This window comes from Arthrobacter sp. K41 (assembly GCF_059089645.1).
In genome coordinates, this window is the sequence record NZ_JBNHEW010000001.1 from 58,626 (window position 1) to 84,559 (window position 25,934).

The window sequence follows — 25,934 nt, forward strand, 5'->3', positions numbered from 1 at the left end:
CGGTTCATCCATGCCGGGCCCGATCCACTAGCACCATCGGAGATTCCTTGTCTGACCTCAATCCGTCCGATAGCCTCGCCGTCCCGGAGGGACCCGCCGGCCAAAGCCGCTTCCGCCCGTCAACTGTAGAAGCGGTCCGGCTGGCAAGCATCGGCGATGCCATCGACGTAGCGGTTCCCGGTCCGGCCGCTGAAGTGGAAGTCACCGGAATTTCGCTGAACTCGCGGACAGTCGAACAGGGTGACCTCTACGTCGCCCTTCCGGGCGCGGCACGCCACGGCGCGGATTTTGCGCCGCAGGCCATCAAAGGGGGAGCCGTTGCCGTCCTCACCGACGATGCCGGAGCCAGGCTGCTCGCGCTCTCCACCGAGGTGCAGGTACCGGTAATCATCGTGGACTCGCCCCGCAACGTGGTGGGTCCACTGTCCGCCTTGATCTATCAAAGCCAGCCGGGCGGCGCCCAGCCGCAGTTGTTTGGCGTCACGGGCACCAACGGGAAAACCACCACCACCTACTTCATCAACTCGCTGCTGCGCGCCCTCGGCCGGAAGACCGGTCTTATCGGCACCATCGAGATACATGCCGGCGGCGACCCCATCCCGAGCCTGCTCACCACGCCCGAATCCACCGACGTGCACGCGCTGCTGGCCCTCATGCGGGAAAGGGGACTGACCGCCGCCGCCATGGAGGTCTCGTCCCACGCCATCTCCTTCCAGCGGGTGGACGGAGTGCTTTTCGACGTTGCAGGCTTCACCAACCTCACGCAGGACCACTTGGACCTGCACCACACCATGGACGACTATTTCGCCACCAAAGCGGAGCTTTTCACCCCGCGCCGCGCCCGCGCTGCCGTTGTGACGGTCGACGACGAATGGGGCCGCCGTCTCGCCGGTGCCACTGAGGTGCCGGTCACCACCCTCTCCACGACCGCCGGAACCACTGCCGACTGGACTGTGACGGCTACCGCCGCGCGCGGCCTCGGCACGGAATTCACCCTCAGCGGCCCGGACGGCGCCATGCTCACTGTGCACACCGGACTTCCCGGCAGCTTCAACGTAGCCAATGCGGCGCTGGCCGCAGTGATGGTCCTGACGGCAGGCGTGGACGCCGCCGCGCTGCAAGCGGCACTGGACGAGCACGACCCCTTCACAGTAGCGGTGCCCGGACGCATGCAGCTGGTCTCCAGGCGGCCGGCCGCGGTGGTGGATTTTGCCCACAACACCGACGCCCTGGCCCGTGCCCTCGAGGCCGTACGGTCCCCGCAGCAGGGGTCACGCCTTATCGTCGTGTTCGGTGCAACCGGCCAGCGTGACCAGGGCAAACGCCCCGCCATGGGCGCCATCGCGGCGCGGCTCGCGGATACCGTGATCATCAGCGATGACGACCCCCACGATGAAGATCCCGCCGCTATCCGCGCGGACGTCCTGGCCGGAGCCAGGGAAGCAAAGGAAAAGGACTCCCTGGTGTGTGAAGTCCTGGAAGTCTTCCCCCGCGCCGACGCCATCCGCCATGCCGTGGAGTTGGCCCGGCCGGAGGACACTATCCTGGTGGCCGGCCGGGGCCATGAGGTGTGGCAGGAGGTCAAAGGCGTCAACCTTGCCCTCGACGACCGGGTGGAACTGCGCAGCGCCTTGACAGCCAGGGGATTCAACGTTCTCCAAGACGACCGGATAGAGTCCTAGACCGAGATGATTGCATTTACTGCGGCGGAGATCGCCGAAATCACTAACGGGCGCCTGGACGCCGATCCCGGGATCACGCCCCTTTCGGTGGTCACGGACTCACGCGAAGCCACTCCGGGTTCGCTCTACGTTGCAAAGCCGGGTGAGCACGCGGACGGCCATGACTACGTGGCAGCTGCCATTACAGCAGGCGCCACCCTTGCCCTCGTGGAGCGGCCGGTGTCCGCACCGGGCGGAACACCCTACCCCTCGGTGCTGGTCCAGGATGCCGTCCTTGCCATGGGCGCCCTGGCCGCCGAGGCCGTGCGCAGGATCCGGGCTGCCCGCGCCAGGCAAGGCAGCGAACTTACGGTCGTGGGTATCACCGGCTCGGCCGGGAAAACCACCACCAAGGACCTGCTCGCCGGCATCCTGGCCACACAGGGAAACACCGTGGCGCCGCAAGGGTCCTACAACGGTGAAATCGGTGTCCCCCTGACCGTGTTCCGCGCAGGAACAGAGACGCGCTACCTGGTGATCGAGATGGGCGCTACCGGAATTGGCCACATCCAGTACCTCGCGGACATGGTCAAACCTGACATCGGCGTGGTGCTCGCCGTCGGCACAGCACACGCCGGCGAATTCGGGGGAGTGGAGAACATCGCCCGGGCCAAGGGTGAACTTGTCGAGGCCCTAGCCCCGGCCGGCACAGCCGTGATAAACCTCGACGACAAGCGGGTGGCCGCAATGCGCGCGCGCACCTCGGCGCAGGTCCTGGGCTTCTCGGCAGAAGGCCGCGAAGACGCCGCCGTCCAGGCAGTGAACGCCGACACCAATGCCGCCGGCCACCCTGAATTCGATCTTCAGCTGCCGGACAGCGAAGCCGGCCTGCACGTGAGCAGCCGCCTTATCGGCGCACACCACGTGGGCAACCTTTTGGCCGCTGCCACAGCAGCGTGGGCTGCGGGTGTTTCCGGGCAGGACATAGCGTCCTCCCTCAGCAGCCAGACCGCCGCCAGCCGGTGGCGCATGGAGCGCACCGAGCGTCCGGACGGCGTCACCGTCATCAACGACGCCTACAACGCCAACCCCGAATCCATGCGGGCCGCCCTGAGGACACTCGCGGACCTGGGCCGGGGCAGGCGTACCTGGGCCGTGCTGGGAGCAATGCTCGAACTCGGCGAGGACTCCATCCGCGAACATACCGCCGTGGGTACCCAGGTGGTCCGGCTCAATATCTCCCGGCTGCTGGTGGTGGGCCGGGAAGCACGTGCACTGTACGTGTCAGCGGTGCAGGAGGGGTCCTGGGGCGACGAATGCCTTTTCGCTGAAACAGTGGAAGAGGCCTACGAACTGTTGGACGCTGAGCTGCAGCCCGGGGACCTGGTGCTGTTCAAGTCCTCGAACAGCGTGGGGCTTCGCCATTTGGGCGATCGGATAGCATTACCCCGACAAACCCCCAGCACCGCCGATGAAAGGAGCACTCTGCTGTGATTGCACTTTTGATCGGCGCGGGCCTGGCACTCCTGTTCGCCCTCGTAGGGACCCCGCTCTTCATCCGGCTTCTGGTCCGCCGCGGCTACGGCCAGTTCATCAGGGACGACGGTCCCACCTCGCACCACACCAAACGCGGCACGCCCACCATGGGCGGGACCGTGGTGGTGGCGGCGGTACTGCTCAGCTACGGCCTCACGCACCTGATCATGCTGATGCTGAACCCGGGCTCTTCGGGCCCGTCCGCGTCTGCCCTTATCCTGCTGTTCCTCATGGTGGGAATGGGGCTTGTGGGGTTCCTGGATGACTTCATCAAAATCTCCCGCCAGCGGAGCCTCGGCCTCAATGCCAAGGCAAAGCTGATCCTGCAGGCAGCCGTCGGCATCATCTTTGCGGTACTCGCCCTGAACTTCCCCAACCGGGCCGGTGTCACGCCCGCCTCCACAAAGATTTCGCTGGTCCGTGACCTGCCCTGGCTGGACCTTGCCTTCGGCGGAACCGTCCTTGGGGCCATCCTGTTCGTGGTGTGGTCGAACCTGATTGTCACCGCCGCCACCAACGGCGTAAACCTGACCGACGGCCTTGACGGGCTCGCCGCAGGTGCCGCCGTAATGGTCTTCGGCGCTTATACGCTGATGGGGATCTGGCAAAGCAACCAGGCGTGCGGCTCACCCCGTGAGGCCGGCGGCGGCTGCTATTCCGTCCGTGATCCCCTCGACCTCGCGCTGCTGGCAGCCATCATGAGCGCCGCGCTGGTGGGCTTCCTGTGGTGGAACACCTCACCGGCCAAAATCTTCATGGGTGACACCGGCTCGCTGGCCATTGGCGGCGCCATCGCAGGTTTCGCCATCCTGTCCCGTACCGAACTGTTGCTGGGCATCATCGGCGGCCTGTTCGTCCTGATCACCCTGTCCGTCATTATCCAGGTGGGCTACTTCAAGGCCACCGGCGGAAAACGCGTCTTCAAAATGGCCCCCCTGCAGCACCACTTTGAGCTGCAGGGCTGGGCGGAAGTAACGGTGGTGGTCCGGTTCTGGATCCTCTGCGGGCTGTTCGTCGCCGCCGGGCTTGGGATTTTCTACGCTGAATGGGTTGTGCTGCTGTGACCGTTTCCCCCCGACTCGAAAACCTCACCACCTGGGACTCCGACTGGTCGGGGCTGCGCGTAGCCGTGACCGGAATCGGGGTCTCCGGTTTTGCAGCGGCCGATACCCTTATCGAACTCGGTGCCCGGGTGGTTGTGGTGGACGCTGCCACGACCGATACTGCCAAGGCCCACGCGGAAACCCTCAGGATCGTTGGCGCAGCTGATGTCCTGCTCGGCGAGGACGCGGTACAGCGCATCCCCCGGATCGACGGTGAACTTCCCGAACTGATCGTGACCTCGCCTGGCTGGCGCCCGGACCAGGCCCTCCTGGCCGCTGCTGCAAGGGCCCACATACCGGTGTGGGGCGACGTCGAACTGGCCTGGCGGGTGCGGGTGCGGGAAGGCCGGAAGACGGCCGACTGGCTTGCCATCACGGGAACCAACGGAAAGACCACCACCGTTGGCCTTACCGAGTCGATGCTCCGCGCCGCCGGGCTTAAGGCGATCGCCGTCGGCAACGTGGGCACCCCCATCCTCGATGCCCTCAGGGACCCCGTGGAATACGACGTTTTCGCTGTGGAACTCTCCAGCTTCCAGCTCCACTGGGCGCAGTCCCTCTCACCGGTCGCCAGTGTCTGCCTGAACGTTGCAGAGGACCACGTGGACTGGCACGGCTCCTACTATTCCTACCTGGCGGACAAGGCCAGGGTTTATGAACAGACGCAAAAGGCCTGCATCTACAACGCCGAGCAGATTGAAACCGAGCGCATGGTGGAGAATGCCGACGTGGTGGAGGGCTGCCGCGCCGTCGGTTTCACCACCGTCACCCCGGCCGTCAGCATGCTGGGCGTGGTGGAGGGACTGCTCGTGGACCGGGCGTTCATTGCCGAACGCAAGGACAGCGCCGCCGAACTCGCCTCCATGAGCGACCTCGGTGCATTCGCCCCGCGGCACATGGTGGCCAACGCCCTGGCAGCCGCCGGACTCGTGCGCGCCTATGGCGTAGAGGCAAAAGCCGTCCGGCAGGGCATTCAGGACTACATCCCCGGCGACCACCGCATCCAGCCCGTGGCCCGCCACAACGGTGTCCTCTGGGTGAACGACTCCAAGGCCACCAATCCCCACGCGGCGGCTGCCTCGCTGGCTGCGTTCAGCAACGTCGTCTGGATCGCCGGCGGACTCTCCAAGGGTGTGACCTATGACGATCTGGTCCGGGAAAACGTCCAGCGGCTCAAAGCCGTAGTGCTGATCGGAAGCGATACAACTGCCCTCACCGAGGCCCTCCAGCGACACGCGCCCGATGTCCCCGTGATAACCCCGGCCGCAGGCGAAACTGAAATGGTGCAGACTGCCGCGGCGGCCGGCGCCGTCCCATCCGGTTCTTCCGTACCTGGTGAGACGGTAATGGCCAGGGCCGTAGCGTCAGCAGCGCAGCTCGCCGCCTCAGGCGACACTGTGCTGATGGCTCCGGCGGCTGCTTCCATGGATCAGTTCTCTTCCTATGCCCACCGTGGCGACACCTTCATCAAAGCTGTCCGCGGGCTGGTGGAAGGGCAGGCACAGATTGGCGAGGAGTAACAATGGCCAGCACGCCAATGCGCCAGCAGCCAGCGAAGCAGCAGCAGCCGGTTGGACAGCAGAGCGGCAAGCCACGCCCGGGTTCCTCGGCAACAGCCGGCCCGCGGCCGGCGGCGGCCGCAGCCAGGCTCCGAACGATGTACCGCAGGTTCTGGTCCGCACTGGAAGGGAACGGCACCTCCCGGAACGGCTCTACGTACTACCTCATTCTGGGCTCAACCCTCGCACTGACCGCCATCGGCATCATGATGGTGCTCTCAGCCTCCAGCGTCGAATCCATTGCCGCCGGAAAGTCGCCCTACGGAGATGCCCTGAAGCAGGGCATGTTTGCCGCCATCGGCATCTTCACCATGTTCGTGCTGTCCCGGATCAACGTCATCTGGCTCAAACGGCTCGCCTGGCCGGCAATCGGGGCGGCGCTGGTCCTCCTGATCCTCGTCCAGGTGGTGGGTGACGAGGTCAACGGCAACAAGAACTGGATCGACCTCGGCGGTATCACCTTCCAGCCGTCGGAAGCATCGAAACTCGCCCTGGCCCTCTGGATGGCCACGGTCCTGGCCATGAAGGGAAAGCTGCTCAGCAAGTGGCAGCACGTGGCAGTTCCCGCCGTGCCTATGGCCATCATCATCGTTGGCCTGGTCCTGGTGGGCAACGACCTCGGAACGGCCATGATCATCATGATGATCACCGCGGCCGCGCTTTTCTTTGCCGGGGCTCCGCTCTACCTCTTCGGTATTGCAGGACTTTTCGGAGCTGTCCTGGCCGGTGTCATGGCCGTGACCAGCTCGAACCGCATGTGCCGCATCACGTCCTGGTGGACCGGGCAGTCCTGCGCCGACGGCATCGACGCCAACTACCAGGCCACCAACGGCCTCTACGGCCTGGCCTCCGGTGGCTGGTTTGGCGTGGGCCTTGGGCAAAGCCGGCAGAAATACAGCTGGATCCCCGAAGCCCACAACGACTTCATCTTCGCCATCATCGGCGAGGAACTCGGTCTGGTGGGCACCGTCGTCGTACTCATCCTTTTCGCCATCCTCGGCGCGGCCATCTACCGCGTGGTGGTGGCACAGGAGGGCATGTTCCACCGTGTCCTGGCCGGCACCATCATGGTGTGGCTGCTCGGTCAGGCCACCGTGAACATGTCCGTGGTGACAGGCCTGATGCCCGTTATCGGTGTGCCGCTGCCTTTCATCTCCTATGGCGGGTCCGCCCTGCTGATGTCACTGTGTGCCATCGGCGTGGTGCTTTCCCTGGCCCGGGAGCAGATGGCCCCGGCCATCCGGCCCAAACGGATGCTGAAGTTCAAGGCGAAGCCGGCCACAGCGGCCGCGCCCAGGAAAAAGACTGCAAGAAAGCGTGCCTAAGCCCCACATGAATTCCCCAAATCCCTCCATCGTCCTGGCGGGCGGCGGAACCGCCGGCCACATCAGCCCCCTCCTGGCCATCGCCGCTGCCATCCGCACCGCAGTACCCGGCGCCGCCATCCTCGCCGTCGGAACACCTGCAGGAATGGAAACCCGGCTGGTGCCCGCCGCCGGGGTTGAGCTGGCCACCATCGACCGCGTGCCCCTTCCCCGGAAGCCCTCCGTGGATCTCCTTCGGCTTCCCGGACGGCTCGGCGGCGCCGTCCGGCAGGCCGGCGCCGTCCTGGACAACGCCCGCGCGGACGTTTTGGTGGGTGTCGGAGGTTATGTGTGCACGCCCATGTACCTGGCCGCACGAAAACGGAACATCCCGATCGTGATCCATGAGGCAAACATCCGTCCCGGGCTCGCAAACAGGGTGGGCGCGATGTTCACCAAGCGTGTGGCAGTAGCCTTTGACAGCACCCCGCTGAAGGGAGCCCTGCACGTGGGCATGCCGATGCGCACCGAGATTTCGGGCCTCGACCGGGCAGCTGCGCGGACCGCGGCACGGGAGGCCCTCGGACTGGATGCTGGGAAGCCCACGCTGATCGTCACGGGCGGATCATCTGGCGCGCAAAGCATCAACCGCACCATCACAGCCTCCCTCGGGCAGCTCGCAGCCGCAGGAATCCAAACCCTGCACATCACCGGCCGCGGCAAGTCGGTTCTGGACGACGGCGGCCTGCCGCTGGCCGCCGAAGGCTACCGCCAGGTGGAGTACATCGACGGCATGGAGCTGGCCTACGCCGCCGCCGATGTGCTGCTTGCCCGCTCCGGCGCCGCGACCGTCTGTGAGATCGCGGCCGTCGGCGTGCCGGCCGTCCTGGTGCCGCTGCCCATCGGCAACGGTGAACAGGCCCTCAATGCGGCAGGACTCGTAGCCGCCGGCGGCGCCGTGCTTGTCGCAGACCGGAGCTTCACCCCTGAGTGGGTGGGCAACGAACTGGTTCCCCTCGTCACCGACCAGCCCCGCCTCGCCACCATGGCAGCAAACTCCTACCGACTTGGTATCCGCAACGCCGACCAGCGCATGGCCGGCCTCGTCCTGGAAGCGGTATCCGCATGACCTCCGACACCATCCCCAGCCTCGCGTCCCTGGGCAAGGTCCACTTCGTCGGCGTCGGCGGCGTGGGCATGTCCGCCGTCGCCCGGATCATGGTGGCCCGCGGCGTGCAGGTCAGCGGTTCCGATGCCAAGGACCTTCCCGTTATGGCGGACCTCTCTGCTGCCGGGGCGCGCATCGCCGTCGGTTACGACGGTGCCAACCTTGCCGACGCACAAACTGTGGTGGCAGGCTCAGCCATCAAGGCGGACAACCCCGAAGTGATGGCGGCCAGGGAAGCAGGAGTGCCGGTGCTGCACCGGTCTGTTGCCCTCGCGGCAACCATGGGCGGGGACGTGGTGGTGACCGTCGCCGGAACCCATGGCAAGTCCACCACCACTTCCATGGTCGCGGTCCTGCTGCAGGGGGCAGGCCTGGACCCTTCCTTTGCCATCGGTGCCAACGTGCCTGCCCTCGGCGTCAATGCCGCCTCCGGAACCTCCCCGATCTTCGTGGCTGAGGCCGACGAATCCGACGGCTCCTTCCTCAACTACCGGCCCAGGATTGCCGTGGTCACCAATGTGGAGCCGGACCACCTGGACTACTACGGCACTGCCGGGGCAGTCTACGAATCCTTCGACCGCTTCACTGAGCTGCTTCCGGCCGACGGCGTACTGATCGCCTGCGCCGACGATCCAGGGGCACTGGCCCTGGCAAAACGCACCCGGGCGCGGGGCAATGCCCGTGTTGTTTTGTACGGGACGGGCGGTGAGGCAGAGCTTGTGCTGCACGACGGCGGCCCGGGAGACGTTGCGGTGTCCACGCCGTCCGGCCGCTTTCCGCTCGAGCTTCAGGTCCCGGGCAGGCACAATGCCCTCAATGCGGCGGCCGCCTTTGCCGCGGCCCTTGAGCTCGGCGTGGAGCCGGCCGTGGCTGCCGGCGCCCTGGCCCAGTTCTCAGGGGCTTCGCGGCGCTTTGAGCTGAAGGGCCAGGCGCGGGGCGTGCGGGTCTTCGACGACTACGCCCACCATCCCACCGAAGTCCGGGCAGCCCTGGCCGCAGCCCGCTCCGTGGCCGGCAGCCATAAAGTGCATGTCCTCTTCCAGCCGCACCTGTTCTCCCGGACCCGCGAGTTCGCCCGGGAGTTCGCAGAAGCATTGAACCTTGCCGATACTGCCTGGGTGCTGGACATCTACCCGGCACGAGAAGACCCTATCCCCGGTGTCACCAGCCAGCTCATCGCAGACCACCTCGACGACGGCGGGCGGCTGGTCCGGGCCGACGCGGCCGTAGCTGCCCTCGCCGCCGCCGCCGGTGCCGGCGACATCATCCTCACGGCCGGTGCAGGCGATGTGACCGCGTACGGGCCGCTGATCGTCGAGGCGCTGCGTGCCTAGCTCCCGCCGCCCCACATACGCATCCACCGGCCGGCGCCCTGCGGCCGGAGCTCCGGCCGGCCGAACCCCGGGTGCTGCCAAGGCAGACGTTGCTGCCGATAGCGGCTCCGACGTTATTTCTGCCTCCCGCCCGGTTGAGCAACTTCAGGAGCCAGCCAAAGAGGCCACAAATACCCCGTTCATGCGCCGGGGCAAGGACAAGTTGGCGTCATCCTCCGCTGCCACGGCAGGCCCGGCCGGCAACGTCCTGGCCTTTCCCGAGCCCAAGGGCAAGCGGCGAAAACGCCATGTACTGACCGTGGCGGCAGTGCTGGTTGCCCTTGTAGCAGGACTGCTGGCCGCAGCGGTATTCACCCCGGTCCTCGCCGTTGACACTATTTCCGTCTCGGGGACACGCCTGCTGACGCCCGCCCAGGTCCAGGCCGCGCTGGAACCCCTGCGCGGCAAGCCCCTGCCACAGGTTACGGACGAGGAGGTAGGGCGCCTCCTCGAACCCCTGGTCCAGGTCAAGTCCGTCTCAGCCGAGGCGCGTCCGCCGTCCGGCCTTGCCGTGGCGGTGCGCGAACGCGTGCCGGTGGCGCTGGTCAAGCAGGGGGAGCAGTACCAGCTGGTGGACGTGGAGGGCATCCAGCTGGCGGCAACCGCAGATCCCGCATCCGTCTCGCTGCCCGTGATTGACGGTGGCGCCGGTACCGTCGGCAAGGACCTCTTCCGCGCCACCGCCGACGTGCTGGGGGCGCTGCCGGCAGATGTGCTCGCGAAACTGTCCAACGCTTCCGCCCAGTCAGTGGACGCGGTGGAACTGAAGCTCGTGGACGGTCAAACGATCATCTGGGGCAACGCGGGGGAGAAGGAACTCAAGGCCAAAGTGCTGGCCGCCCTGCTCAAGGTTCCGGCGGATCCCAAAAACCCGGTTAAGGTGTACGACGTAAGTGTGCCCCGGCATCCGGTGACCCGCTGAGTGCTTTCTTTCCGGTATTAATCCGACACGCGGAGCCGGTTATTGAATGTGGGTACCAGAGGAAATACCGTCACAGACATGAGTTACTTGACATAACTATAACCTTCAACTCGAAGGTTAGGGTTTCAGTCGCTAAGCTCTTCATCAGATTTCGCAATAGGACACGAACAAGGGACACGTAACGTGGCAGCTCCGCAGAATTACTTGGCCGTCATCAAAGTCGTCGGCATCGGCGGCGGTGGCGTGAACGCAGTCAACCGCATGATCGAGGTCGGCCTCCGGGGTGTTGAGTTCATCGCCATCAACACTGACGCCCAGGCCCTGCTGATGAGCGACGCCGACGTCAAGCTCGACGTGGGACGCGAGTTGACCCGTGGCCTCGGGGCAGGCGCGAACCCCGAGGTGGGCAAGCAGGCAGCAGAGGACCACGCAGACGAGATCGAGGAAGTGCTCCGCGGCGCCGACATGGTCTTCGTCACCGCCGGCGAGGGCGGCGGAACCGGCACCGGCGGCGCTCCTGTCGTCGCCCGCATTGCCCGGTCCCTCGGCGCCCTGACCATCGGTGTGGTAACCCGCCCGTTCACGTTCGAAGGCCGCCGCCGCGCGGGCTCTGCCGAGGCCGGAATCGACGCCCTCCGCGACGAAGTGGACACCCTGATCGTTATCCCGAACGACCGCCTCCTCTCGATCAGCGACCGCAACGTCTCCGTTCTGGACGCCTTCCGTTCCGCTGACCAGGTGCTGCTCTCGGGTGTCCAGGGCATCACTGACCTCATCACCACCCCGGGCCTGATCAACCTTGACTTCGCGGACGTGAAGTCCGTCATGCAGGGCGCCGGTTCTGCCCTCATGGGCATCGGCTCCGCCCGGGGCGAAGACCGCGCCGTCAAGGCCGCTGAGCTGGCCATCGCCTCACCGCTGCTGGAAGCGTCCATCGATGGTGCCCACGGCGTGCTCCTGTCCATCCAGGGCGGCTCGGACCTCGGCCTGTTCGAGATCAATGAAGCCGCACGCCTGGTCCAGGAAGTGGCGCACCCGGAAGCGAACATCATCTTCGGCGCCGTCATCGACGATGCCCTCGGCGATGAAGCCCGCGTGACGGTCATCGCTGCCGGCTTCGACGACGTCAAGGCCACCTCGCCGTCCATGGACCAGTCACAGCCGCAGGTAGCCCCGCAGCGGCCGGCCGCCGCTGTCGCTCCGGCGCCTGCCCAGGCTCCTTCCGCCGGCAACCACTCCCTGAACGCGCAGCCGGTCCACGCAGGAGTCGGCGCAGCAGGGCTCAGCAACTGGGGCCAGCAGCGTCCCTCCGCTGTTCCCGCTGACTCAGGCTTCGACGTCGACCTCCCCTCCGTCGTGGAGCCGGACCTCTCCGGCAGCCACTCGGATGACCTGGATGTCCCCGACTTCCTGAAGTAGGCGCCGGATTGTTCCACTGGCGTGCCGAAGTCCGGCCTGGAGTGTCCGTAGGCTTCACCGACGCTGCTGCGGGTAACCTCGCACTGCACGTGGGCGACGATCCCGCAGAAGTGGGCAGGCGCCGGCGGGACCTTGAACGTTCCATCGGCCTCGCTCCGCACGACCTGCGCTTCATGAACCAGGTCCACGGCAGCACCGTGGCGGTCATGGCTCAAGGAAGTGCGGCGCCAGAAGCGGACGCGATGGTTTCGCGCCGGCTTCCGCTGGCAGTCATGGTTGCCGACTGTATTCCTGTCCTGCTGGCAGGGGAGTCAGCGGAAGGGCCGGTCCTCGCCGCTGTGCACGCGGGCCGGCCCGGCCTTGCCAGCGGGGTGATTCCGGCCGCTGTGGGGCGGATGGAATCCCTTGGCGCCTTCGGCATCCGCGCCTGGCTCGGGCCGTCAATTTGCGGGAACTGCTATGAGGTGCCTGCCGGGATGCAGGCCGAGGTGGCAGCGGTTGTGCCTGCGGCGCGGAGCACAACCTCCTGGGACACTCCCGGGCTGGATTTGCCCGCCGGTGCCCGGAGCCAGCTGGAGCAGCTGGGCGTAGGCGTGGAGTACAACGGACCATGCACCCTTGAGACACAGTCGCTTTTTTCCTACCGCCGGAACAGGAACACCGGGCGCTTCGCAGGCGTGGTGTGGTGCCATGACTGATGGCGGAGCAGGGGCGGACCCCCGCCTCGAGGAGCTGAAAAGCCGGCTCAATGCGGTCCGAGGCCGCATCACTGCCGCAGCAGCTTCGGCGGGCCGCGGAGGCAACCTCCCCACCCTGATCGTGGTCACCAAGTTCCACCCGGCGGAGGACATCAGACGGCTCGCTGCGCTTGGTGTTACCGACGTGGGCGAAAACCGTGACCAGGAAGCGGCCGCCAAGGCGGAACAGCTCGCCGACTGCGGATTGGCCTGGCACTTTGTGGGCCAGGTGCAGACCAAAAAGGCCAAGTCAGTGGTCCGGTACGCCGCCGCCGTGCACTCCGTGGACCGGCCGCAGCTTGTCGAGGCGCTGGCCAAGTCAGCGCAGGCCCAGCAGGACACGGCCGGACGGGCGGCGCTGGAGTGCTTCATCCAGGTCAGCCTGGAGGACGACGCCGGAACCCACCGGGGCGGCGCGGCCCCCGGCGACGTCGGGATGCTGGCCGAACGGATAGCGGCAGCGGGCAGCCTCAAACTTGCCGGGGTGATGGCGGTGGCTCCGTTGGGTGCCCCGCCGGAGCCCGCCTTCGAAAAGCTTGCCGCCGTCTCAGCCGGAGTGGTGGCGGAGTATCCCGAGGCCACGGGCATTTCGGCAGGCATGAGCCAGGACCTGGAAGCAGCCATCCGGTTCGGAGCGACACACCTGCGAATCGGCTCCGATATTCTCGGATCGCGTCCCCCCGTGGGGTAGCGTCGGGGCTATTGGAAGTGATGGGCGGGGGACTCCAGTGCTGTCAAGCCATTGGGCGGCCCGCTTACGGACACGATTAGGAGTCGACCATGGCCGGCGCTCTGCGCAAGACAATGATCTATCTTGGGCTCGCCGACGGCGATGAACACTACGAGTCCGAGCAACAGACCACACGTAAGGATGAGGACGAAACGATGGAAGCTGACCGCGAGGATCGCCGTGCACCTGCACCCGTCCGTGAGGTCAGCCGCGAGACGTCCTACACCCCCGAAGAGGAATACCGCGCCCCAGTGACCCCCATCAAGCGCGCGGCCTCGAGCCGCGAGGAGACCAGCGGTCTCCGCCAGATCACCACCATCCATCCGCGCTCGTACAACGATGCCAAGCTCATCGGCGAAAGCTTCCGGGATGGAATCCCGGTCATCATGAATGTGACGGACATGGGCGAGGCCGACGCCAAGCGCCTGGTGGATTTCTCTGCCGGCCTGGTCTTCGGGCTGCGCGGGAGCATCGAACGGGTCACCAACAAGGTGTTCCTGCTCTCGCCCTCGTACGTCGAGGTCATTGGCGATGACAAAAAAGTCAGCGAGACCCAGGCCAGCTTCTTCAACCAAAGCTAGCCGGACCACCTGAGCGATGCCAGGCAGGGACACACCTGCCTGGCATCTGTGCTGAAATAGACAAGAAGCATCGGCCGGGCGTCGCAGTAACCACCACTATGGACATGGAGATATGAATTAAGTCATGGGAATTGTTTTCGGGCTTGTCTATCTCGCGCTATTGCTGTTCTTTGTGGCCTTGATCATCCGCCTGGTATTCGACTGGGTCCAGATGTTCGCACGGGAGTGGCGCCCACGCGGAGCAGCCCTGGTGGTTGCCCATGCCGTCTACTCCATCACGGACCCGCCGCTCAACGGATTGCGCCGGCTGATCCCGCCGTTGCGCCTTGGCGGCATCTCCCTGGACCTGGGCTTCCTGGTCCTTTTCATCGGCGTCAGTATTGCCATGGGGATCACCAGAGGCCTCGCCTGATCCACCCGATAGACCCAGCAGCGCACCCGGATGGAACCCGCGGGAACCACCCATGCAATGCGAAGAAAACTCGCGTTTGACACCGCAGTGTTGAATTAGAGGAACCAGTCCAACTTTAGGTACCGTAGTTTTGACGGCCGGAAGGCCTACTGACTAACCAGACCAGTGAGGTGACCAGATGGCTTTGACGCCAGAAGACGTTGTCAACAAGCGCTTTCAGCCGACCAAGTTCCGCGAAGGCTACGACCAGGATGAAGTTGATGACTTCCTGGACGAGATCGTTGTTGAACTCCGCCGCCTGAACCAGGAAAACGACGAACTTCGCAAGAAGCTCTCCGAAGCCGGATCGAGCGTTCCGGCCAGCTCCGCCGCCGCCCCCGTTGTGGAGAAGGTCCCCGCACCCGTCAAGTCCGACAAGGACGAAGCGCGCGAGAAGGCTGAAGCCGAAGCCAAGGCCGCCGAAGAGCGCAAGAAGAAGGACATCCAGCCGGCTGCTCCGGTGGCTGCCGCTCCCGTCGCCGCCGCTCCGGTCGCCTCCACCGCTTCAGCCGAGTCCGCCGCCGGCCTGCTGGCCATGGCCCAGCAGATGCATGACCGCCACGTTGCAGACGGACAGGCGCAGAAGGACAAGATCATCGCCGAAGCGCAGATCGAAGCCAGCAGCCTCGTCAACGATGCCCAGGAGAAGTCCCGCAAGATCCTGGGTGCCCTCGAACAGCAGCGTTCCGTGCTGGAGCGCAAGGTTGAGCAGCTGCGCGGGTTTGAACGCGACTACCGTTCACGCCTGAAGGCCTACATCGAAGGCCAGCTCCGCGACCTGGACGCCCGCGGTTCAGTGGCTACGCCGGAAGTCAGCGAAGCCAACTAGTCCGGCAAGCACGTATTCTGAAAGCCGGTGGCTGGAGATTCCTCGGCCACCGGCTTTTTGGCATTGAACCAGGTTTCTTAGATGAAAGCACCATGACTGACGAACTCGCCGCCGACCCCGCCCGCCCCGTACCGCCTTCGCAGCGCCCCCGGAAGGCCGTACTGCTGTCCCTCTTTGTGGGAGTCGCAGCTTTCGCCTATGTCCTGGACCAGCTGACTAAAATCTGGGTTACTTCCACCATGGTGGAAGGCGAGCGGATTCCGGTCTTTCCGCCGCTGCTGCACTGGTACTTCATCCGGAACTCCGGGGCTGCGTTTTCCATCGGAGAAAATGTCACGTGGGTGTTCTCCATCATCATGGCCGCGGTTGCTGTGGCCATCCTGTTCCAGGTCCGCAAGCTGGGCTCGAAATGGTGGTCGCTCGCCCTCGGACTGCTGCTCGGCGGCGCCCTGGGCAACCTCACCGACAGGCTTTTCCGGGAGCCGTCCTTCGGCATGGGCCACGTGGTCGACTTCATCCAGCTGCCGAATTTCGCGATCTTCAACATCGCCGACTCCGCTGTCGTCTCGGCCGTCACCATCATCTGCATCCTGACACTGCGCGGAATCTCCCTGGACGGAACCCGGCTGACGTCCGGCCACAAGGAAAAGCCCGGCGATGCCTGAACGCATCGTCGTCGCAGAAGAGTATGCCGGTTCCCGCGCCGACGCCGGCCTTGCTGCACTGATGGGCATCTCGCGCTCACTTGCGGCCACCCTTATCGCTGAAGGCAACGTCCTCAGCAAAGGCAAAGCGCTGGGAAAGTCAGCAAAGCTGGTAGCCGGAGACGTCCTTCAGGTGAGCCTGCCGGAACGGCGTGACCCCCTGGAAGTCGTGGAGGAAGTTGTGGAAGGCCTGAAGATCCTGCTGGACGACGACGATTTCGTCGTTGTGGACAAACCCGTTGGTGTTGCCGCCCATCCCTCTCCGGGCTGGGTGGGTCCCACCGTTGTGGGCGGTTTGGCCGGCGCCGGGTACCGCATCTCCACCTCCGGCTCGCCGGAGCGGGCAGGAATTGTCCACCGGCTCGACGTCGGAACCTCGGGAGCGATGGTGGTGGCCAAATCTGAACGCGCCTACACTGCCCTGAAGCGGGCATTCAAGGAACGCACCGTGGACAAGGTTTACCACGCAGTGGTCCAGGGCCTGCCCGACCCGCTGACCGGCACCATCGACGCACCGATCGGCCGCCACCCGGGGCATGACTGGCGGTTCGCAGTCATCGAGGACGGCCGCCCTTCGGTCACCCACTACGAAGTGGTGGAAGCGTTCGGCAAGGCCAGTTTGGTGGAAGTGCACCTGGAGACCGGCCGCACCCACCAGATCCGCGTGCATTTCTCGGCCCTGCGCCATCCGTGCGCCGGTGACCTCACCTACGGCGCTGACCCCCGCCTCGCTGCCACGCTCGGCCTGACCCGGCAGTGGCTGCACGCCCGCGAGCTCGGCTTCGAACACCCGGTGACGGGAGATCCCGTCCGGGTCATCAGTGACTACCCGCAGGACCTTGCGTTTGCCCTCGAAGTGCTGGAGTCCGGGCGGGCCTGACCTGCGGCAGGGGTGCCCGGCGCATAGAATAGTCCGGTGACTTCCAGCAACGACTCGTTTGTCCATCTCCACAACCACACCGAGTATTCAATGCTGGACGGTGCCGCAAGGCTCGGCGAGCTGTTCGACGAAACCGAACGGCTGGGCATGCCCGCCATCGCCACCACGGACCACGGCTACCTCTTCGGTGCTTTCGACTTTTGGAAGAAGGCCACGGACAAGGGGATCAAGCCGATCATCGGCGTCGAGGCCTACGTGACGCCCGGAACGGCCCGCGGCGACAAAAGCCGTGTGCGCTGGGGCGAGGAGCACCAGCGCAAGGACGACATCTCCGGCGGTGGCTCCTACACCCACATGACCTTGCTCAGCTACAACAACGCAGGCATGCGGAACCTGTTCCGGGCGTCCTCCATCGCCTCGCTGGACGCCGTATTCGGCAAGTGGCCACGCCTGGACCGTGAGCTGCTCAACACCTACTCCGAAGGGCTCATTGCCACCACGGGCTGCCCGTCAGGGGAAGTGCAGACCCGCCTGCGGCTGGGCCAATACCGCGAAGCGCTGGAAGCGGCCTCCGAGTTCCGCGACATCTTCGGTGCCGAGAACTACTTCTGCGAACTGATGGACCATGGCCTGGACATTGAACGCCGCGTCACCGGTGACCTGCTCCGCCTGGCCAAGGACCTGAACCTTCCCCTCGTCGCCACCAATGACCTCCACTACACGCACGAGCACGACGCCAAAGCCCACGAGGCGCTGCTGGCCATCCAGTCCGGTTCCACCCTCCTGGAACCCACGTACGACAACGGCGGTTCCCGCTTCGCCTTCTCCGGCAGCGGTTACTACCTGAAGTCGCCGCAGGAGATGAGGGAGCTGTTCCGGGACCACCCGGAGGCCTGCGACAACACCCTCCTCATCGCCGAACGGTGCGAGGTTTCCTTCAACACCGGCGCCAATTACATGCCGCGGTTCCCCTGCCCGCCGGGGGAGGACGAGACCTCCTGGCTGGTCAAGGAAGTGGCCAAGGGCCTGGAGTACCGCTATCCCGGCGGCGTTCCGGACGAAGTGCGCGCGCAGGCCGACTACGAGCTTGGCGTCATTACTTCCATGGGGTTCCCCGGCTACTTCCTGGTGGTGGCGGACTTCATCAACTGGGCCAAGAACAACGGCATCCGCGTGGGTCCCGGACGTGGTTCCGGTGCGGGGTCCATGGTGGCCTACGCCATGCGCATCACCGACCTTGACCCGCTGCGCCACGGACTCATCTTCGAGCGGTTCCTGAACCCGGACCGCGTCTCCATGCCTGACTTCGACGTCGACTTCGATGACCGGCGCCGCTCTGAAGTCATCGACTACGTGACCCGCAAGTACGGCGATGAGCGCGTGGCCATGATCGTCACTTACGGAACCATCAAAACGAAGCAGGCCCTCAAGGACTCCTCACGCGTGCTGGGGTACCCCTTCAGCATGGGCGAGCAGCTGACCAAGGCACTGCCCCCGGCTGTGATGGCCAAGGACATTCCGTTGGCCGATATCCAGAACCCGGAAGCCAAGCGCTACGGCGAAGCCGGTGACTTCCGGCAACTGGTCAGCACGGACCCCGAAGCGGCCAAGGTGTTCGAGACCGCGCTGGGCATCGAGGGGCTGAAGCGGCAGTGGGGCGTCCACGCCGCCGGTGTAATCATGTCCTCGGACCCGATCATCGACGTCATCCCCATCATGCGCCGCATCCAGGACGGCCAGGTGATCACGCAGTTCGATTACCCCACCTGCGAGGGCCTGGGCCTGATCAAGATGGACTTCCTGGGTCTGCGGAACCTCACGATCATTTCCGACGCCCTGGAAAACATCAAGATGAACCGCGGCATCGACCTGGACCTGGAGTCCTTGGAACTCGACGACGCCCCGTCCTACGAATTGCTGGCCCGCGGTGACACCCTGGGCGTGTTCCAGCTCGACGGCGGGCCGATGCGCTCCCTGCTCAAGCTGATGAAGCCTGACAACTTCGAAGACATCTCGGCAGTGCTCGCCCTGTACCGGCCGGGGCCGATGGGTGCCAACGCCCACACGGACTACGCGCTGCGCAAGAACGGGATCCAGGAAGTCATCCCCATCCACCCCGAACTGAAGGAACCGCTCGCGGAGATCCTGGGCGGAACCTACGGCCTGATTGTGTACCAGGAGCAGGTGATGGCCGTGGCCCAGAAGCTCGCCGGTTACTCGCTGGGACAGGCAGACATCCTCCGGCGCGCCATGGGCAAAAAGAAAAAATCCGAGCTGGACAAGCAGTTCGCCGGTTTTTCCCAGGGCATGCAGGACAACGGCTACTCCATGGAGGCCGTGAAGACCCTCTGGGACATCCTGCTGCCCTTCTCCGACTACGCGTTCAACAAGGCCCACTCAGCGGCATATGGAGTGATCTCCTACTGGACCGCGTACCTCAAGGCCCATTACGCCCCGGAGTACATGGCCGCGTTGCTCACGTCCGTGGGCGATGACAAGGACAAGTCCGCCATCTACCTCAATGAATGCCGGCGCATGGGTATCACCGTGCTCCCGCCGGACGTCAACGAGTCGGCTTTGAACTTCACTCCGGTCGGCAACGACATCCGCTTTGGCATGGGGGCCATCCGCAACGTCGGCGTTAATGTGGTGGAAGCCATGGTGGCTGCCCGCGAGAGTGAGGGCGCCTACACGTCCTTCAAGGACTACCTGATGAAGGTGCCCGCGGTGGTCTGCAACAAGCGGACCATTGAATCGCTGATCAAGTCCGGTGCCTTCGACTCCCTGGGCCATCACCGCCGCGCCCTGGCCATGATCCATGAAGAGGCCATCGATTCGGTCATCACGCTTAAACGGAATGAAGCGATCGGCCAGTTCGACCTCTTCGCCGGCTTCGAGGAAGCCGAATCGGAGTCATCGCTCAGCATCGAGATTCCAGACCTGCCGGAGTGGGAGAAAAAGGACAAGCTTTCCTTTGAGCGGGACATGCTGGGACTTTATGTCTCGGACCACCCGCTGCAGGGCCTCGAAGGGGTGCTGAGCCAGCACGCCGAAATGACCATCACGTCCGTACTGGGCGAGGACGGGCCGCAGGACGGCGCCATCATCACCATCGCCGGCATGATCACCTCGCTCAGCAGGCGCATCGCGAAGGCCAGCGGCAACGCCTACGCCCGGGCAGAGGTCGAGGACCTCGGCGGTTCCATGGAAGTGATGTTCTTCGGCCAGGTTTACGGACCCATCGCCTCGGTGCTCGCAGAGGACCTGATCGTGGTGGTCAAGGGCCGCCTGCAGAAGCGGGACGACGGCGCCATCACCCTTAACTGCATGGAATTGTCGGTGCCGGACCTGAGCGAAGGGCTGAACGGACCGCTGGTGATCACTATGCCCACCCACAAAGCCACGGAAGCAGTGGTCACTGAATTGGGCGATGTGCTCCGGACGCACCGCGGGAACTCCGAAGTGCGCCTGCACCTGCAGGGCGACACCCGGACTGAAATCATGGGCCTGCCGGTCCACCTCCGCGTGAACCCGAGCCCGTCCCTTTTTGGTGACCTGAAGGTACTGCTCGGCCCCGCCTGCCTGGACGCCTGACCGACGCCGGCCGGACGACGGCGGAAACTTTCCGCCGTCGTCGGGTGACGTCTTTACGCCAGGCCGGGGCGCCAGCCCTGACTGGCCAGACGGGGCGGCAGGGTGGGCCTTCTAAATCTCGTAGTCGAGGGGTGCGGGCTGGCTGTAGGCGCCCCCGTGGTAAAGAAGGGGCAACCCGTCCCCGCCTACCTGGCCGTCCACCACCTGAACCACTACAACTGCGTTGTTCTCGAAGGAAAGGCGCATCTGCACCTCGCCGATCAGCCAGCCGGCCACGTCCTTCAGTACGGGTACACCGTGCGGCCCGACGTCCCAGTGGTCGCCTTCAAACCGGTTGCCGGCCCCTGCGAACCTGTCAGCGAGTTGCAGGTTCTCCAGCCCCAGCATGTGGACGCCGAGGTAGGTGGTGTTCGCCACGGCGGGCCAGGACCGGGAACTGCGGGCCATGTTGAAGGTGAAACGGGGTGGCTGCGCTGACAGCGATGCTACGGAAGTGGCGGTAAATCCGAACGGGCTGTCCTGGTAATTGACCGTGATGATGGCAACACCCGCGGCATGGCGGCGGAACATCTCCCTGAACGTCCGCTCGAACGGCACGTCATTTGCGGTCACGGGAACTCCTGATCGTGGGTGGATGCATGTTCTCCTCTAAGCCTATGGGCCGGTTGGCCAGGCAGGGAATCAGTTGAAGCCCCACGTCCGGCCGTTGCCCCGGCGGAACATTTGTTAAGGTTTGTTGCATGACGAAACCAACCCGCCGCACACGTACGCGACTGCCCTGGGCCATGCTCGCGGTCCCGGCAGCGGCGGGAGTGCCCGCGGGAATCCTCTGGTGGCTCCTGGCTCCCGGCGGCCTGAACCTGATCACCCGGGATCCCGGCCTGGCGGCCGGAACCAATCCGCTGGTCTGGTTGCCGAGGGACCTCACGCTGGCCGCGATCCTCGTCTTTGCCGGGTGCCTGCTGGCCGTGTTTGTGGCGGACAAAAAGCGCCAGGATCCGCAGGCCGCCCTGCTGATGGGGCTGGCCGGGGCTTTCTGCGGCGCTGTCCTTGCCTGGCAGGCGGGCCTGCTCTCAGCCCTGCTGTGGGGGCCCGCGGTGGATGCCTCGGCCAACGCGAGCATCGCGTTTTCGTTGCGCTCCCTGCCCGTGCTGCTGCTGTGGCCCGCTGCGACTGCCGTATCCGTCTTTGTGCTGGAGCTGATGCACCTCCTCGGACAGAAGGACAGCGGAGGGAAGGACGAGGGCCGGGCCGGGCGGACGCGGCACGTTGCCTTCGGGCCCGTAAAATAGTGCGGTGACCATTTCTTCGGGCTTTCCCGCCACCCCCGCCGCCACTGTGAACTTCCGCACTGTTGATCTTCGCGGCCGGAACCTGACCCTCGCGGAACTTCGCGCCGCCGTGCCGCGCGCGCAGGGCCAGACCATGGTCGACGCCGAAGAGAAGGTCCTTGACATCATCTCTGCTGTACGCCGGCGGGGCTTCGAGGCACTCGGAGAGCTCGCCCTTCGCTTCGACGGAGTGGCGCAAGAGCACCCGCTGGTCCCGCGGGAGGCCCTCGCGGAGGCGCTGCAGCAGCTCGACCCCGCCGTCCGGCGGGCGCTGGAGGAATCCATCAGCAGGGCACGGCGGTTCGCGGACGGCCAGCGTCCCCGCGACGTGGAAGTCCAGCTTGGCGACGGCGCGCTGGTGAGCCAGAACTGGGTACCGGTGGCTCGCGTGGGTCTCTACGTGCCCGGGGGACTGGCCGTCTACCCGTCCTCCGTGATCATGAACGTTGTTCCGGCCCTCGCCGCCGGGGTGGAGTCGATAGCTCTGGCGTCGCCTCCGCAAAAGGAGTTCGGCGGCCTGCCGCATCCCACCATTCTTGCCGCCGCCGCCCTGCTGGGCATCACCGAGGTGTACGCCATCGGCGGTGCCCAGGCCATCGCAGCCTTCGCCTATGGAGTGACCGCAGCGGAGGCCGGCCCGGCACTGGAACCGGTGGATGTAGTGACCGGCCCGGGCAACATCTTCGTTGCGACGGCCAAGCGTCTGGTGAAGGGGGCGGTGGGCATCGACTCCGAAGCCGGGACCACCGAGATTGCCATCCTGGCGGACTCCACGGCGAAGCCTGCCCTGGTTGCCGCGGACCTGATCAGCCAGGCCGAACACGACCCCAAGGCAGCCTCAGTGCTGATCACAGAGTCGGAGGACCTTGCCGCCGCCGTCCGGGTGGAGCTGGACCGGCAGGCGACGGCCACCAAGCACTCCGCCCGGGTCCGGGAAGCGCTGTCCGGCCCGCAATCCGGGGTGGTCCTGGTAGACGGCCTGGAACAGGGCATCGCTGCCTGTGACGCCTACGCGGCCGAGCACCTGGAGATCATGACCCGCGATGCCGCGGCAGTGGCCGCCAGGATCCGTAACGCGGGTGCCATCTTTGTTGGTGATTTCAGCCCCGTGAGCCTCGGGGACTACTGCGCCGGCTCCAACCACGTACTGCCCACCAGCGGTACAGCTGCTTTCTCGTCAGGCCTGAACGTCACAACCTTCCTGCGGGCCATCCAGGTGGTGAACTACAGCCGGGAGGCGCTGGCGGAAGTAAGCGGCCACATTGTCAGCCTCTCCGGCGCGGAAGACCTTCCGGCCCACGGCAAGGCAGTTACCGCCCGCTTCTCCTGAGCGCGCAGAGCCGGCAGGCACCGTCATGTAGTAGTGCCCACCACAACATGTAGTAATTACAGGGTTGTGATTAGCTCCGTGCCGGACGTAAACTGAAGTCGCTGCGGGCAGAGCCTTGCCTTGCCTGCGGCTTGGACAAGCAACCGTCCACCAAGCGAAGAAGAGCCAGCGAAAGAAGGGACGCCATGTACTGTCCGTTCTGCCGCAATCCCGATTCCCGGGTAGTTGACAGCCGCATGGCGGACGACGGCTCGGCCATCCGCCGGCGCCGCCAGTGCCCCGAGTGCGGACGCCGCTTCACCACGGTGGAAACCACCAGCTTGTCCGTGATCAAGCGTTCCGGCGTAGGGGAGCCCTTCAGCCGCAGCAAGGTCATCAACGGTGTCCGCAAAGCCTGCCAGGGGCGCCCGGTGAGCGAGGACGACCTCGCGCTGCTCGCCCAGGAGGTCGAAGAGCAGATCCGCTCCTCCGGCGCCGCGGAAATTGACGCCCACGAGGTGGGACTCGTTATCCTCGGCCCCCTGCAGAAGCTGGACAAGGTGGCCTACCTTCGCTTCGCGAGTGTCTACCAGGCGTTCGAATCCCTCGAGGACTTCGAAACCGCCATTGCCCTGCTCCGCCAGGAAGCTGCAGAGGGCGCGAACGGCGCCAAAAGCTCCGAAAAGAGCCCCTTATAAGCTCCGGTGGTGGCACTGGAGGGGAAGCCGCAGCCACCACCGGCACCACGCCCGCGCTCAAGGCGCCTGGCGATGGGGGCACCGGTGCCCCCGCCGGCACCGGTGGCCGCCAAGCCGCCCCATCCCGGACCGGCTGAGGCGCCCCCGCTACTTCGCGAGCTTATGCTTCAGTGCGATTTCGATGGCAGCGCCCACGATGCCGGCCTCATTCCGCAGGACTGCCGGCACGATTGGCGTGCGCAGCTTGAGGTTGGGCAGATACTCATCCGCACGCTTGGAGATGCCGCCGCCAACGATAAACAGTTCGGGAGAGAACAGGAACTCGACGTGGGAGAAGTAACGCTGCAGCAGGACGCTGTACTCGTCCCATGTCAGGCCGTCCCTCTCGCGGGCCACGGCGGAGGCCTTGGTTTCGGCGTCATGGCCGTCAATTTCCAGGTGGCCCAGTTCGGCGTTGGGTACGAGTTGGCCGTTGAAGATGAAGGCTGAACCGATGCCGGTTCCGAGGGTGATTACCAGGACGGTGCCGGCAACGCCCGCGCCCGCACCGTACCGGGCCTCAGCAAGCCCGGCAGCGTCGGCGTCGTTGATGACCTCCACCGGACGGCCCAGGCGCGCCGTCAGGAGGCCGTCGATGTCCGTGTTGAGCCAGCTTTTGTCCACGTTCGCGGCGGAGTGGACCACACCGTGCTGGATGATGCCGGGGAAGGTGACCCCTACCGGGGAACCGGCAGCAGGGGCTTCGGGGCGGGCCGAGAGTTCGGAGACCACCAGGGCCACTGCTTCGGCAACCGCTTCGGGGGTGGCAGGCTGCGGAGTGGGAACGCGGAACCGTTCACCCAGCAGTTTGCCTTTTTTGAGGTCGACGATGCCGCCCTTGATTCCCGTGCCTCCGATGTCGATGCCGATCAGCGGGGCGTTCTTGTGCGACTTTTCGTCCTTCTTGGCCAATGGGTTTCCGTTCGTGGCAGGGGCGGGCAGGGAAGGGGCGGCCGGCAGCCGGCCCCGGGGTGTTGCTTGGCCGGCGGCCTGCCGATGGCAGGTGCCGGGCCGGTACCGCTGGACGGCACGGGTCAGGGCAGGGTAAGGATCTCCGCGCCGGACTCGGTGACCAGGAGGGTGTGCTCAAACTGGGCAGTGCGCTTGCGGTCCCGGGTGACAACAGTCCAGTCATCGGCCCACATGTCCCACTCCACGGTGCCCAGGGTCAGCATCGGTTCGATAGTGAACACCATCCCGGGCTCCATGACCGTGCTGTAGGCGGGGGCGGCATCGTAATGCGGGATGATGAGCCCGGTGTGGAAGGCTTCACCTACGCCGTGTCCGGTGAAATCCCGGACCACACCGTAGCCGAAGCGCTTGGCGTACGACTGGATGGCGCGGCCGATCACATTGATCTCCCGGCCCGGGGCAACGGCCTTGATGGCCCGGTTCAGGGATTCCTGCGTCCGCTCCACCAGCAGGCGGGACTCCTCGTCAACATCTCCGACGAGGAAGGTGTAATTGGTGTCGCCATGGACGCCGTCGATGAAGGCCGTGATGTCGATATTGAGGATGTCACCGTCGTTGACCACCGTGGTGTCCGGGATGCCGTGGCAGATGACCTCGTTCAGGGACGAGCACAACGACTTGGGGAACCCGCGGTACCCCAGGGTGGAAGGATACGCGTGATGGTCAAGGAGAAATTCGTGGCCCACCTTGTCCAGCTGGTCGGTGGTGACGCCCGGCTCAATGTGCTTACCCACCTCCACGATGGCCTGCGCGGCGATTTTGGCGGCGACGCGGATCTTCTCGATGGTTTCAGCGGACTTGACCTCGGAACCGGTGAACTTCGCCGGTGCCGGCTTGCCGACATACTCGGGGCGGGCGATGGACGCCGGTACGGGACGCTGCGGGCTGACGGTTCCCGGGGTGAGGGTGCCGATGGGTGCAGTCGAGGCAAGGGAAGGCATAGATTGATCATATAAGGCACCACAGAAGGCCTAACAACCGGGAGCCGCGTCTGCCGCGCGCAGTGGTTTAAGTTACGCGCGTCACGCCGCAGC

General features: G+C 65.4%; 23 protein-coding genes. 20 read left to right on the forward strand and 3 right to left on the reverse strand.

Annotation, left to right across the window (positions count from 1 at the left end; translation table 11 throughout):
• Positions 1-47 precede the first annotated feature (47 nt).
• The 17 genes from AC5RTE_RS00280 to dnaE all read left to right on the forward strand — a co-directional run bounded on the left by AC5RTE_RS00280 (position 48) and on the right by dnaE (position 20,551).
• Entirely contained in the window at positions 48-1,682 is a 1,635-nt protein-coding gene (locus AC5RTE_RS00280) for a UDP-N-acetylmuramoyl-L-alanyl-D-glutamate--2,6-diaminopimelate ligase (protein ID WP_494039424.1), read from the forward strand.
• A gap of 6 nt (positions 1,683-1,688) precedes the next feature.
• Positions 1,689-3,155: a UDP-N-acetylmuramoyl-tripeptide--D-alanyl-D-alanine ligase gene (locus tag AC5RTE_RS00285; protein WP_494039425.1), complete on the forward strand. Its 1,467-nt coding sequence runs from the start codon at positions 1,689-1,691 to the stop codon at positions 3,153-3,155.
• A complete protein-coding gene (gene mraY, locus AC5RTE_RS00290) occupies positions 3,152-4,261 on the forward strand; it encodes a phospho-N-acetylmuramoyl-pentapeptide-transferase (RefSeq protein ID WP_494039426.1) in 1,110 nt (369 codons plus the stop codon). The genes AC5RTE_RS00285 and mraY overlap by 4 nt, the downstream gene beginning before the upstream one ends.
• Positions 4,243-5,820, forward strand: coding sequence for a UDP-N-acetylmuramoyl-L-alanine--D-glutamate ligase (murD, locus tag AC5RTE_RS00295; RefSeq protein ID WP_494039427.1), 1,578 nt, complete (start codon positions 4,243-4,245; stop codon positions 5,818-5,820). The genes mraY and murD overlap by 19 nt, the downstream gene beginning before the upstream one ends.
• Positions 5,821-5,822: 2 nt before the next feature.
• On the forward strand, positions 5,823-7,184 hold the full coding sequence (ftsW, locus tag AC5RTE_RS00300; protein ID WP_494039428.1) for a putative lipid II flippase FtsW: 1,362 nt from the start codon (positions 5,823-5,825) through the stop codon (positions 7,182-7,184).
• Positions 7,185-7,191: 7 nt separating this feature from the next.
• Positions 7,192-8,292 carry an undecaprenyldiphospho-muramoylpentapeptide beta-N-acetylglucosaminyltransferase gene (gene murG / locus AC5RTE_RS00305; protein WP_494039429.1) on the forward strand — a complete coding sequence of 367 codons (1,101 nt, stop codon included), beginning with the start codon at positions 7,192-7,194 and terminating at the stop codon, positions 8,290-8,292.
• Positions 8,289-9,665: a UDP-N-acetylmuramate--L-alanine ligase gene (murC, locus tag AC5RTE_RS00310; protein ID WP_494039430.1), complete on the forward strand. Its 1,377-nt coding sequence runs from the start codon at positions 8,289-8,291 to the stop codon at positions 9,663-9,665. Before murG ends, murC begins: the two co-directional genes overlap by 4 nt.
• Positions 9,658-10,626: a cell division protein FtsQ/DivIB gene (locus tag AC5RTE_RS00315; RefSeq protein WP_494039431.1), complete on the forward strand. Its 969-nt coding sequence runs from the start codon at positions 9,658-9,660 to the stop codon at positions 10,624-10,626. The genes murC and AC5RTE_RS00315 overlap by 8 nt, the downstream gene beginning before the upstream one ends.
• 183 nt (positions 10,627-10,809) lie before the next feature.
• On the forward strand, positions 10,810-12,045 hold the full coding sequence (gene ftsZ, locus AC5RTE_RS00320) for a cell division protein FtsZ (protein ID WP_494039432.1): 1,236 nt from the start codon (positions 10,810-10,812) through the stop codon (positions 12,043-12,045).
• 8 nt (positions 12,046-12,053) lie between these two features.
• Positions 12,054-12,743 carry a purine nucleoside phosphorylase YfiH/LACC1 family protein gene (locus AC5RTE_RS00325; protein ID WP_494039433.1) on the forward strand — a complete coding sequence of 230 codons (690 nt, stop codon included), beginning with the start codon at positions 12,054-12,056 and terminating at the stop codon, positions 12,741-12,743.
• Entirely contained in the window at positions 12,736-13,473 is a 738-nt protein-coding gene (locus AC5RTE_RS00330; protein WP_494039434.1) for a YggS family pyridoxal phosphate-dependent enzyme, read from the forward strand. The genes AC5RTE_RS00325 and AC5RTE_RS00330 overlap by 8 nt, the downstream gene beginning before the upstream one ends.
• An 89-nt stretch (positions 13,474-13,562) precedes the next feature.
• Entirely contained in the window at positions 13,563-14,093 is a 531-nt protein-coding gene (locus tag AC5RTE_RS00335) for a cell division protein SepF (RefSeq protein WP_494039435.1), read from the forward strand.
• A 124-nt stretch (positions 14,094-14,217) separates the two neighbouring features.
• Positions 14,218-14,505: a YggT family protein gene (locus AC5RTE_RS00340; RefSeq protein WP_050055518.1), complete on the forward strand. Its 288-nt coding sequence runs from the start codon at positions 14,218-14,220 to the stop codon at positions 14,503-14,505.
• 178 nt (positions 14,506-14,683) lie between these two features.
• Positions 14,684-15,373 (forward strand): DivIVA domain-containing protein, encoded by a 690-nt coding sequence (locus tag AC5RTE_RS00345; protein ID WP_494039436.1) that lies wholly within the window; start codon positions 14,684-14,686, stop codon positions 15,371-15,373.
• A 92-nt stretch (positions 15,374-15,465) separates the two neighbouring features.
• Entirely contained in the window at positions 15,466-16,038 is a 573-nt protein-coding gene (gene lspA, locus AC5RTE_RS00350) for a signal peptidase II (RefSeq protein ID WP_494039437.1), read from the forward strand.
• Positions 16,031-16,957 carry an RluA family pseudouridine synthase gene (locus AC5RTE_RS00355; protein WP_494039438.1) on the forward strand — a complete coding sequence of 309 codons (927 nt, stop codon included), beginning with the start codon at positions 16,031-16,033 and terminating at the stop codon, positions 16,955-16,957. Before lspA ends, AC5RTE_RS00355 begins: the two co-directional genes overlap by 8 nt.
• 36 nt (positions 16,958-16,993) lie before the next feature.
• Positions 16,994-20,551, forward strand: a complete 3,558-nt coding sequence (dnaE, locus tag AC5RTE_RS00360; RefSeq protein WP_494039439.1) for a DNA polymerase III subunit alpha — start codon at positions 16,994-16,996, stop codon at positions 20,549-20,551.
• A gap of 111 nt (positions 20,552-20,662) precedes the next feature.
• Here dnaE and AC5RTE_RS00365 read toward each other — a convergent pair whose 3' ends face one another.
• Positions 20,663-21,163: a flavin reductase family protein gene (locus AC5RTE_RS00365; RefSeq protein WP_494039440.1), complete on the reverse strand. Its 501-nt coding sequence runs from the start codon at positions 21,161-21,163 to the stop codon at positions 20,663-20,665.
• Positions 21,164-21,291: 128 nt separating this feature from the next.
• On the opposite strand from AC5RTE_RS00365, the gene AC5RTE_RS00370 reads away from it, so the two are divergent.
• The 3 genes from AC5RTE_RS00370 to nrdR all read left to right on the forward strand — a co-directional run bounded on the left by AC5RTE_RS00370 (position 21,292) and on the right by nrdR (position 23,889).
• Complete coding sequence (locus AC5RTE_RS00370) at positions 21,292-21,843, forward strand: hypothetical protein (protein ID WP_494039441.1); 552 nt, start codon at positions 21,292-21,294, stop codon at positions 21,841-21,843.
• Between the two features lie 4 nt (positions 21,844-21,847).
• Positions 21,848-23,212, forward strand: a complete 1,365-nt coding sequence (hisD, locus tag AC5RTE_RS00375; protein WP_494039442.1) for a histidinol dehydrogenase — start codon at positions 21,848-21,850, stop codon at positions 23,210-23,212.
• Between the two features lie 185 nt (positions 23,213-23,397).
• The gene (nrdR, locus tag AC5RTE_RS00380) at positions 23,398-23,889 is read left to right on the forward strand and encodes a transcriptional regulator NrdR (protein ID WP_494039443.1); all 492 of its coding nucleotides are present in this window, start codon (positions 23,398-23,400) and stop codon (positions 23,887-23,889) included.
• A 147-nt stretch (positions 23,890-24,036) separates the two neighbouring features.
• Here the strand turns inward: nrdR and ppgK are convergent, their stop codons facing one another.
• Both ppgK and map read right to left on the reverse strand, forming a co-directional pair.
• The gene (gene ppgK, locus AC5RTE_RS00385) at positions 24,037-24,840 is read right to left on the reverse strand and encodes a polyphosphate--glucose phosphotransferase (protein WP_494039444.1); all 804 of its coding nucleotides are present in this window, start codon (positions 24,838-24,840) and stop codon (positions 24,037-24,039) included.
• A 122-nt stretch (positions 24,841-24,962) separates the two neighbouring features.
• The gene (map, locus tag AC5RTE_RS00390) at positions 24,963-25,841 is read right to left on the reverse strand and encodes a type I methionyl aminopeptidase (RefSeq protein ID WP_494039445.1); all 879 of its coding nucleotides are present in this window, start codon (positions 25,839-25,841) and stop codon (positions 24,963-24,965) included.
• Between the last annotated feature and the right edge of the window lie 93 nt (positions 25,842-25,934).

Coding starts and splice junctions, on each gene's coding strand:
- AC5RTE_RS00285 (WP_494039425.1), top strand. CDS start 1,689: ATGATTGCATTTACTGCGGCGGAGATCGCCGAAATCACTAACGGGCGC.
- murD (WP_494039427.1), top strand. CDS start 4,243: ATGGGTTGTGCTGCTGTGACCGTTTCCCCCCGACTCGAAAACCTCACC.
- ftsW (WP_494039428.1), top strand. CDS start 5,823: ATGGCCAGCACGCCAATGCGCCAGCAGCCAGCGAAGCAGCAGCAGCCG.
- murG (WP_494039429.1), top strand. CDS start 7,192: ATGAATTCCCCAAATCCCTCCATCGTCCTGGCGGGCGGCGGAACCGCC.
- murC (WP_494039430.1), top strand. CDS start 8,289: ATGACCTCCGACACCATCCCCAGCCTCGCGTCCCTGGGCAAGGTCCAC.
- AC5RTE_RS00330 (WP_494039434.1), top strand. CDS start 12,736: ATGACTGATGGCGGAGCAGGGGCGGACCCCCGCCTCGAGGAGCTGAAA.
- AC5RTE_RS00335 (WP_494039435.1), top strand. CDS start 13,563: ATGGCCGGCGCTCTGCGCAAGACAATGATCTATCTTGGGCTCGCCGAC.
- AC5RTE_RS00340 (WP_050055518.1), top strand. CDS start 14,218: ATGGGAATTGTTTTCGGGCTTGTCTATCTCGCGCTATTGCTGTTCTTT.
- AC5RTE_RS00345 (WP_494039436.1), top strand. CDS start 14,684: ATGGCTTTGACGCCAGAAGACGTTGTCAACAAGCGCTTTCAGCCGACC.
- lspA (WP_494039437.1), top strand. CDS start 15,466: ATGACTGACGAACTCGCCGCCGACCCCGCCCGCCCCGTACCGCCTTCG.
- AC5RTE_RS00355 (WP_494039438.1), top strand. CDS start 16,031: ATGCCTGAACGCATCGTCGTCGCAGAAGAGTATGCCGGTTCCCGCGCC.
- AC5RTE_RS00370 (WP_494039441.1), top strand. CDS start 21,292: ATGACGAAACCAACCCGCCGCACACGTACGCGACTGCCCTGGGCCATG.
- nrdR (WP_494039443.1), top strand. CDS start 23,398: ATGTACTGTCCGTTCTGCCGCAATCCCGATTCCCGGGTAGTTGACAGC.
- map (WP_494039445.1), bottom strand. CDS start 25,841: ATGCCTTCCCTTGCCTCGACTGCACCCATCGGCACCCTCACCCCGGGA.